Annotated in this window: 10 protein-coding genes and 1 rRNA gene (1 of these 11 running past the window's edge); 4 read left to right on the top strand and 7 right to left on the bottom strand. The window is 50.5% G+C overall.

Going from position 1 to position 7,904, the window contains the following annotated elements:
- A 16S ribosomal RNA gene (locus tag OGY06_RS18260) occupies window positions 1–153 on the bottom strand (it extends 1,389 nt beyond the left edge of the window).
- Window positions 154–627: 474 nt separating this feature from the next.
- Between OGY06_RS18260 and OGY06_RS18255 the strand changes: the two genes are divergently transcribed.
- Entirely contained in the window at window positions 628–1,182 is a 555-nt protein-coding gene (locus OGY06_RS18255; protein ID WP_003031171.1) for a gamma carbonic anhydrase family protein, read from the top strand.
- On the opposite strand, the gene OGY06_RS18250 is transcribed toward OGY06_RS18255, so the two are convergent.
- From OGY06_RS18250 to dprA, 6 genes are read right to left on the bottom strand one after another with little or no spacing between them, the layout of a single operon-like run.
- Entirely contained in the window at window positions 1,158–1,415 is a 258-nt protein-coding gene (locus OGY06_RS18250; protein ID WP_148361411.1) for a DUF1488 family protein, read from the bottom strand. The two genes, OGY06_RS18255 and OGY06_RS18250, sit on opposite strands and share 25 nt — an antisense overlap.
- Window positions 1,412–2,233: a shikimate dehydrogenase gene (gene aroE / locus OGY06_RS18245; RefSeq protein WP_003828290.1), complete on the bottom strand. Its 822-nt coding sequence runs from the start codon at window positions 2,231–2,233 to the stop codon at window positions 1,412–1,414. The genes OGY06_RS18250 and aroE overlap by 4 nt, the downstream gene beginning before the upstream one ends.
- A 1-nt stretch (window position 2,234) precedes the next feature.
- On the bottom strand, window positions 2,235–2,807 hold the full coding sequence (tsaC, locus tag OGY06_RS18240) for an L-threonylcarbamoyladenylate synthase type 1 TsaC (protein ID WP_003828289.1): 573 nt from the start codon (window positions 2,805–2,807) through the stop codon (window positions 2,235–2,237).
- A gap of 4 nt (window positions 2,808–2,811) precedes the next feature.
- Entirely contained in the window at window positions 2,812–3,354 is a 543-nt protein-coding gene (locus OGY06_RS18235; protein ID WP_003828287.1) for a DNA topoisomerase family protein, read from the bottom strand.
- 26 nt (window positions 3,355–3,380) lie between these two features.
- Window positions 3,381–3,854 (bottom strand): DUF494 family protein Smg, encoded by a 474-nt coding sequence (gene smg / locus OGY06_RS18230; RefSeq protein ID WP_003031162.1) that lies wholly within the window; start codon window positions 3,852–3,854, stop codon window positions 3,381–3,383.
- A complete protein-coding gene (gene dprA / locus OGY06_RS18225; protein ID WP_003828284.1) occupies window positions 3,826–4,950 on the bottom strand; it encodes a DNA-protecting protein DprA in 1,125 nt (374 codons plus the stop codon). Before dprA ends, smg begins: the two co-directional genes overlap by 29 nt.
- A gap of 129 nt (window positions 4,951–5,079) precedes the next feature.
- On the opposite strand from dprA, the gene def reads away from it, so the two are divergent.
- The 3 genes from def to rsmB are packed head-to-tail and all read left to right on the top strand — an operon-like array spanning window position 5,080 to window position 7,892.
- A complete protein-coding gene (def, locus tag OGY06_RS18220; RefSeq protein ID WP_003828283.1) occupies window positions 5,080–5,589 on the top strand; it encodes a peptide deformylase in 510 nt (169 codons plus the stop codon).
- 14 nt (window positions 5,590–5,603) lie between these two features.
- Entirely contained in the window at window positions 5,604–6,551 is a 948-nt protein-coding gene (gene fmt, locus OGY06_RS18215) for a methionyl-tRNA formyltransferase (RefSeq protein ID WP_003828282.1), read from the top strand.
- 51 nt (window positions 6,552–6,602) lie between these two features.
- On the top strand, window positions 6,603–7,892 hold the full coding sequence (rsmB, locus tag OGY06_RS18210; RefSeq protein WP_063942043.1) for a 16S rRNA (cytosine(967)-C(5))-methyltransferase RsmB: 1,290 nt from the start codon (window positions 6,603–6,605) through the stop codon (window positions 7,890–7,892).
- Window positions 7,893–7,904: the final 12 nt, after the last annotated feature.

The following is a 7,904-nucleotide window of genomic DNA, read 5'->3' as shown; positions in this document are numbered from 1 at the left end:
GTTATCCCCCTCCATCGGGCAGTTTCCCAGACATTACTCACCCGTCCGCCACTCGTCACCCAAGGAGCAAGCTCCTCTGTGCTACCGTTCGACTTGCATGTGTTAGGCCTGCCGCCAGCGTTCAATCTGAGCCATGATCAAACTCTTCAATTTAAAAGTTTGATGCTCAATGAATTAAACTTCGTAATGAATTACGTGTTCACTCGTTGAGACTTGGTATTCATTTTTCGTCTTGCGACGTTAAGAATCCGTATCTTCGAGTGCCCACACAGATTGTCTGATAAATTGTTAAAGAGCAGTTGCGACGCGCTTTAGCGCTCTGTCGCGAGGTGGCGTATATTACGCTTTCCTCTTTCAGAGTCAACCCTCATTTTCAGGTTTTTCTCTTCAACCGAACCGGCTGTTTGCGTGAAGTGATTCACATCCGCCGTGTCGATGGAGGCGCATTATAGGGATCCCATTTTTTAGCACAAGTATTTTTTGGATCTTTTTTTCTGAATGCTTGTTTTTCACTCCTTTCGCTACATTCCTGCGCAATTTGGCTGATTTTTGATAGCTAAACCACTTGCACAGTCTCAATAATCCAACCAAAGTCTTCATTACTGCTCTATTTTCGTTGAGGTAAACATGTCTGATGTACTGCGTCCTTATAAGGATCTTTTCCCACAGATCGGAAATCGCGTGATGATCGACACCAGCAGTGTCGTCATTGGTGATGCTCGTTTGGCTGATGATGTCGGAATTTGGCCACTGGTTGCCATTCGTGGCGACGTTAACTATGTACAAATTGGTGCCCGTACAAACATTCAGGACGGCAGCGTTCTCCATGTCACACATAAATCCACGTCTAATCCGCAGGGTAATCCATTGATCGTGGGTGAGGATGTAACAGTCGGTCATAAAGTAATGCTACACGGCTGTATCATTGGCAACCGCGTATTAGTCGGCATGGGTTCGATTCTGCTGGATGGCGTGGTAGTAGAAGACGACGTTATGATTGGGGCTGGGAGCCTGGTTCCCCAAAACAAACGCCTGGAAAGCGGGTATCTGTACCTGGGAAGCCCGGTTAAACAAATCCGTCCATTAAGCGATGAAGAGAAAGCAGGCTTACAATATTCAGCTAACAACTATGTTAAGTGGAAAGATGAATATTTAAGTCAGAGTAACCACACCCAACCTTGAGCATCTTCCTGCTGGTCCTGGATCAATCCTTCAGCTTCTTCTTCCAGATCCCAGCGATGCTGTTGAAAGATTTCCAACCACTGTTCAGGCGTGTCGCCGCCAAAGCGGGACGCCAGCATCTCTCCAGATATGGCACATGTTAACTGCATACCATGAACCATCGCCGGAAAAACCACGGCGCTGACATCCGTGCGCCATTCTTCTCGATCGGGAAACTGGATCGCCTGATTCATGCCGACAATTCCTGCTGCATGCTTTTAATGACGGGTTCAATCTGCGGCAAAACCCCATGCCAGAGTAAAACGGCGTGCGCTGCTTGCCCCACCAGCATACCCAGGCCATCAGCATATTGTTTCGCCCCATGTTCGGCACACCAGGAGAGGAACGGTGTATCTCCTTTCTGATAAAACATGTCATAACAATAGACAGATGAGTGAATAAGAGATGTCGGAATAGCCGGTATCTCACCGCTAATTCCGCTGGATGTCGCGTTAATAATCAAATCAAAACTGTAATTATCAAGCTCATCCATTCCTACCGCCTGTACGCTGCCGGTATGGGAGAAGATTAGTGCCAGTTCTTCAGCGCGCGAAGCGGTACGGTTAACAATAGTCACCGCGCAATCCATAGAAAGAAGAGGTAATAAAACTCCACGGGATGCACCACCCGCACCAATCAGCAGAACTCGCGATCCGGGACGAATGAAAGATAAACGCTCAAGATCGCTCAACAAGCCGATACCATCCGTGTTGTCTCCCAGCAAACGCCCATCCTCCAGCCGTTTAAGGGTGTTGACCGCTCCAGCAAGCGATGCCCGCTCCGTTAGTTCATCGGCACGTGCAAATGCCTCTTCTTTAAAAGGCACGGTGACATTTGCCCCCTTCCCGCCCTCAGCAAAAAAAGCGTTCAGGGTATTCACAAAATCATTGATGGGTGCCAATACACGCCCGTAGGAGTGATCAATCTTCAGCTGCTCTGCAAATTGCTGATGAATAAAGGGCGATTTACTGTGCGCTATCGGATTACCAAAAACAGCATAGGCTTCTTTCATATTACCCCTGTCGAAACTGTTCACCTGTCAGAGCATCACGGATCTCCGAAGGATTCAAACGCCCCCCGGTCTCCCCTTCAACCACAGGAAAGTCTGTACCGAACTGTGCGCGAACTTCCTCTACCGTTCTGCAAGGCGGTAAGCCACTCAAATTAGCACTGGTAGAAACTAACGGTTTGCCATAAGCCTGGCACAACGCAACCACCAGCGGGTGATCGGTGACGCGAACAGCCAGAGAATCAAAGCGCCCGGTCAACCAGCGTGGCGTTGTCGCAAGCGCTGGGAAAACGAAGGTAACAGGACCAGGCCAACGGGCGAAAACAGCGTCACGTTGAGCATCGGTGAGCATGCTATCGTCGATATACGGTTTAAGTTGTTCAAAGTTTGACGCGATTAAAATTAACCCTTTATCGACCGGACGTTGTTTTAGCGCCAACAAACGGCTCACCGCCGTTTCGCTATCGGGGTCGCAGCCGACACCAAATACAGCTTCAGTTGGATAGGCGATGACTTTTTCTTGTTTCAGAACCGCTATCGCAGCAACGATAGGATCTGTGGGCAGGTTATTATTCACTTTTTTATTCCGCCGAAATCGGCTTTCCACATTGTTTACTGGCACAGAAATGCTTCACACCCTGCGCGGTTTTCTTTTCGATGAGAAGCGGATAATGACACTCAGGACATTCTCCGGCTAACGGTTTGAAGTTAATGACAAACTGGCACTCCGGATAGCGATCGCAGGAGTAAAAGGTTTTGCCATAACGGGAACGCCGCTGGACAAGATGACCAGTCTGGCATTGAGGACAGACTATTGCTGTTTCATCAGGCTTGTCTATGAGCTCGGTGTGATCGCACGCAGGATAGTCACTGCATCCAATAAACATACCGAATCGTCCCTGTCTCAGCACCAGCTCAGCGCCACATGCAGGACAAAGCTTACCCTCCAGAACTTTGACAATATGTCCGTCCGCGGAAGATTTCAGCGGACGGATGTAATCGCATTCTGGATAGTGTGAACAACCGAGAAATGGACCGTGTTTCCCGGAACGAATAACCAGTTCAGCCCCGCATTGTGGGCAGGGCTCGTTTTTACGCACCGTGAACAGTGCTGATTTAGCCATAACAACTCATACTGAATGAAGATTGATTAATGCAGCATACCTTCATTCACTTCAAAGAGTAATTCTTCCATTTGCTGATAGGCATTTTCACAACCTGGAATGTTGAATAGCACCATCAGAATCACCCACTTCAGGTCTTCCAGATCGAACTCTGCCGTATCCAGCGCGAGTACGCGCTCAATAACCATTTCTCGCGTTTCGAGGTTTAGCACCTGAATCTGCTCCAGGAATAGCAGGAATCCTCTACAGCTTGCATCCAGTCGATCGCACTCTTCCGCAGTATAAATACGTATAGAAAGAGGGTCCGATGCCAGCTGCATAGGTTCAGCAAGGCCATCCTGATAGTCAGCAAGCTTCTCCAGCCAAAGTAACGCGTTGTAAATGTCTTCACGATCAAAACCAGCGTCGGTAAGATCCCGTTCCAGTTTGTCCTGATCCACACGCAGCTCAGCTTCGTTATGGATATATGTCTCAAACAAATACATTAGTACGTCGAACATGGCATGCCCTCCTCAATCGGACATAGCCGCCGGGTACAGCTGCGATCCACCCTGCTAACTCCAGTTCGAGCAGTTGAGCCACTACCTCTGGCACAGGTTGGCCGGCACGTTCAGCGACGACGTCAACAGGTGTTACCTCATCTCCTACGTTAGCCAGGAGCTCCGGAAATGGCAATGCCACCTCTCCGTGATCTGGCGAATAAATTGATTTTTCAGGTTCATCTGGCAACCATTGCAGCCCATATTGCAAATTTTCAAGAATTTCCTCTGGTGTCGTCACAAGCATGGCTCCCTGCTGAATAAGCCAATGCGGGCCTTCACTTCCCGGGCTCCCAATCGGCCCTGGTAAAGCAAACACCTCCCGCCCTTGTTCCAGTGCACAGCGAGCAGTAACCAGTGAACCACTACGCTGTGCAGCTTCAACGACCAGTACACCTTTACTTAGACCACTAATAATGCGATTTCGTCGGGGAAAATTGCGCGGCAAAGGGAGCATATCTAATGGGAACTCAGACACCAGTGCGCCCCCTGCCTCAATCAGTCGTTCTGCAAGACGGATATGCTGTCGTGGGTGAATGGTCTCAAGTCCATTTCCCAGCACCGCAATACTTGTGCCTTGTCGGTTTATCGCAGCATTGTGCGCCACGCCATCAATCCCCCGGGCCAGACCGCTGGTGATCGTCACCCCACATGCAGCAAGCTTTTCACAAAACAATCGCCCCCAGCGTTCGCCATACCAGGAGTGCTGTCTACTGCCGACAACGGCAACTTGAAATGAGTGGAGGCATGCGGGAGCTCCTGCAACAAAAAGCACCCCAGGATAATCCTCAATCGCACGGAGCTGTGGCGGATAATGCTCGCTGTCGGCAACCACAAAATGGTGGTTAGGCTGTTCAAGCCAGCGCAGCGTTTTTTCCAGCGTCAGATCTGAAAAGGTTAAAAAGCGTCTTGCCTGGCGTGGAGAGAATCCAGCCTGCAAGAGTACCGCGTTGTTAATACACGGTTGAGTATTGAGCCAGTGAGCAACGCGCACTATCTCATCACCATACAGTTCATTCACTTGCGCTAAACGTAGCCAAATTTCGATTTGGGTCATCCCTGTTCCCCTGCCACAAGCAGTCCTGGCAATCTTTGCGATTGGTCACTGATGCTGTCAATCAGAGGGGGTTTTGTCTAGAATAGAGGTAATTATCTTTTCAACTCCTGAACACAACTCTGGATAACTATGTCAGTTTTGCAAGTGTTACATATTCCGGACGAGCGCCTTCGCAAAGTCGCAAAACCGGTTGAAGAAGTGAATGCAGAAATTCAGCGTATCGTTGATGATATGTTCGAAACGATGTACGCCGAAGAAGGTATCGGTCTGGCAGCAACACAGGTCGATATTCATCAGCGCATCATTGTTATTGATGTCTCTGAAAATCGCGATGAGCAGTTGGTACTCATTAACCCAGAACTGCTGGAAAAAGACGGCGAAACCGGCATTGAAGAAGGCTGTCTGTCTATTCCTGAACAGCGTGCGTTAGTACCGCGTGCAGAGAAAGTAAAAATTCGTGCGCTTGATCGCGACGGCAAATCTTTTGAACTGGAAGCCGATGGCCTGCTCGCTATCTGCATTCAACATGAAATGGATCACCTGGTCGGTAAACTATTTATCGATTATCTGTCTCCGTTGAAGCAACAACGCATTCGTCAGAAAGTTGAAAAACTCGACCGCCTGAACGCCCGAGCTTAAGGACAAGGATCAACGTGTCAGACTCACTACGTATTATTTTTGCGGGTACACCTGACTTTGCAGCGCGTCATCTCGACGCGCTGCTGTCTTCTGGACATAACGTCGTTGGCGTGTTTACCCAACCGGACCGCCCGGCGGGACGCGGTAAAAAGCTGATGCCCAGCCCGGTAAAAGTGCTGGCAGAAGAAAAAGGGATACCGGTCTTTCAACCCGTCTCTCTTCGCCCTCAGGAAAACCAACTACTGGTTGCTGATTTACACGCAGACGTGATGGTGGTGGTGGCATATGGCCTGATCCTGCCAAAAGCAGTACTGGAAATGCCGCGCCTGGGTTGTATCAACGTTCACGGTTCCCTGCTTCCGCGTTGGCGGGGTGCAGCACCGATCCAGCGCTCACTGTGGGCAGGCGACGCCGAAACCGGTGTTACCATCATGCAGATGGATGTTGGCCTCGACACCGGTGATATGCTGCTGAAGCTGTCCTGCCCAATTACGGCAGAAGATACCAGCGGTTCGTTATATGACAAGCTGGCAGACCTGGGGCCTCAGGGGCTGATTGAAACGCTAAAACAGCTGGCTGCCGGTACAATAAAACCGGTGGTACAAGACGAATCACTGGTTACGCATGCAGAAAAACTCAGCAAAGAAGAGGCCCGTATCGACTGGTCGCTTTCGGCTGTTCAATTGGAACGCTGCATCCGCGCCTTTAACCCGTGGCCAATGAGCTGGCTTGAAATCGATGGTCAGCCAGTGAAAGTCTGGCAAGCTTCGGTTATTGCTGTAAACACCCAGGCCGAGCCAGGCACCATTCTAGAGGCGACAAAGCAGGGTATCCAGGTCGCAACAGGTGACGGCATTCTGAATCTTATCTCTTTGCAGCCTGCCGGTAAAAAAGCCATGAGCGCGCAGGATCTGCTTAATTCACGCCGGGAGTGGTTCGTGCCCGGAAACCGTCTGGCCTGACGGTTCATCTCTTTAAGCCCGGTGTCTCCGGGCATTTTTATTTTTGCGCTTATGAAAAAACATCTTAATTTACGCAGTATGGCGGCCCAGGCCGTCGAACAGGTTGTCGAGAAAGGACAATCACTAAGTAACGTGCTGCCCGCCATGCAGCAAAAAGTTGCCGATAAAGACAAAGCGCTGTTACAGGAACTTTGCTTCGGCGTATTACGTACACTCTCTCAACTGGAGTGGATGATCCAGCAACTGATGGAACGTCCAATGACGGGCAAACAGCGCACCGTTCACTACCTGATCATGGTGGGCTTCTACCAACTGTTGCATACTCGTATTCCAGCACACGCTGCGTTAGCTGAGACCGTAGAAGGCGCGGTCGTTATTAAGCGTCCACAGCTGAAGGGGCTGATCAACGGCGTACTGCGCCAGTTTCAACGCCGTCAGGATGAACTGCTGGCCGAGTTTGCGCAAAGCGATTTGCGCTTCTTACACCCCTCCTGGCTGGTGAAACGTATTAAGAGTGCGTATCCGCAGAAATGGGAAGCCATTCTTGAAGCCAATAACCAGCGACCGCCGATGTGGCTACGAGTCAATCGTAATCACCATACTCGCGACGCCTGGCTAGACCTGCTTACCGAAGCGGGATTAACAGGTTTTCCGCATCCAGACTACCCGGATGCAGTGCGTCTGGAAACACCGGCTCCAGTTCACGCCCTCCCTGGTTTTAACGAAGGTTGGGTCACCGTTCAGGATGCTTCCGCTCAAGGATGCGTAAATTATCTGTTGCCGGAGGACGGTGAGCAGATCCTCGACCTGTGCTGTGCGCCGGGCGGTAAAACCACTCACATTCTGGAAGTTGCTCCGCAAGCTAACGTCATGGCCGTCGATGTGGATGAAAAACGCTTATCGCGCGTTTACGACAATCTGAAACGTCTGGGCATGAAGGCAACCGTAAAACAGGGGGATGGCCGCTATCCACAGCAGTGGTGCGGTGAACAACAGTTTGACCGTATTTTGCTGGACGCCCCATGTTCTGCAACCGGGGTGATCCGTCGCCATCCGGATATCAAATGGCTGCGCCGCGACCGGGATATTGCCGAACTTGCCCAATTACAGGCTGAGATCCTGAATGCTACCTGGTCACATCTTAAATCTGGCGGCACGCTGGTGTATGCAACGTGTTCTATCCTGCCAGAAGAGAACCAGCAGCAAATTGCCGCCTTCCTGGCACGCACACCGGATGCGGTATTAAGCGAAACCGGTACGCCGGAAAAACCCGGACGTCAGAATTTACCGGGTGCGGAAGATGGCGATGGCTTCTTTTACGCTAAGCTAATCAAAAAGTGATGAGATAACGGG

It is taken from the genome of Citrobacter sp. Cpo147, from assembly GCF_030332405.1.
GTDB lineage: Bacteria > Pseudomonadota > Gammaproteobacteria > Enterobacterales > Enterobacteriaceae > Citrobacter > Citrobacter portucalensis.
The sequence above is the reverse complement of the archived record's forward strand: the minus strand, read 5'-3'. Positions and strand labels throughout refer to the sequence as shown.

What these genes read in the sequence shown, in the direction of transcription:
- OGY06_RS18255 (WP_003031171.1), top strand. Translation starts at nt 628, where the DNA reads ATGTCTGATGTACTGCGTCCTTATAAGGATCTTTTCCCACAGATCGGA.
- OGY06_RS18250 (WP_148361411.1), bottom strand. Translation starts at nt 1,415, where the DNA reads ATGAATCAGGCGATCCAGTTTCCCGATCGAGAAGAATGGCGCACGGAT.
- aroE (WP_003828290.1), bottom strand. Translation starts at nt 2,233, where the DNA reads ATGAAAGAAGCCTATGCTGTTTTTGGTAATCCGATAGCGCACAGTAAA.
- OGY06_RS18235 (WP_003828287.1), bottom strand. Translation starts at nt 3,354, where the DNA reads ATGGCTAAATCAGCACTGTTCACGGTGCGTAAAAACGAGCCCTGCCCA.
- smg (WP_003031162.1), bottom strand. Translation starts at nt 3,854, where the DNA reads ATGTTCGACGTACTAATGTATTTGTTTGAGACATATATCCATAACGAA.
- dprA (WP_003828284.1), bottom strand. Translation starts at nt 4,950, where the DNA reads ATGACCCAAATCGAAATTTGGCTACGTTTAGCGCAAGTGAATGAACTG.
- def (WP_003828283.1), top strand. Translation starts at nt 5,080, where the DNA reads ATGTCAGTTTTGCAAGTGTTACATATTCCGGACGAGCGCCTTCGCAAA.
- rsmB (WP_063942043.1), top strand. Translation starts at nt 6,603, where the DNA reads ATGAAAAAACATCTTAATTTACGCAGTATGGCGGCCCAGGCCGTCGAA.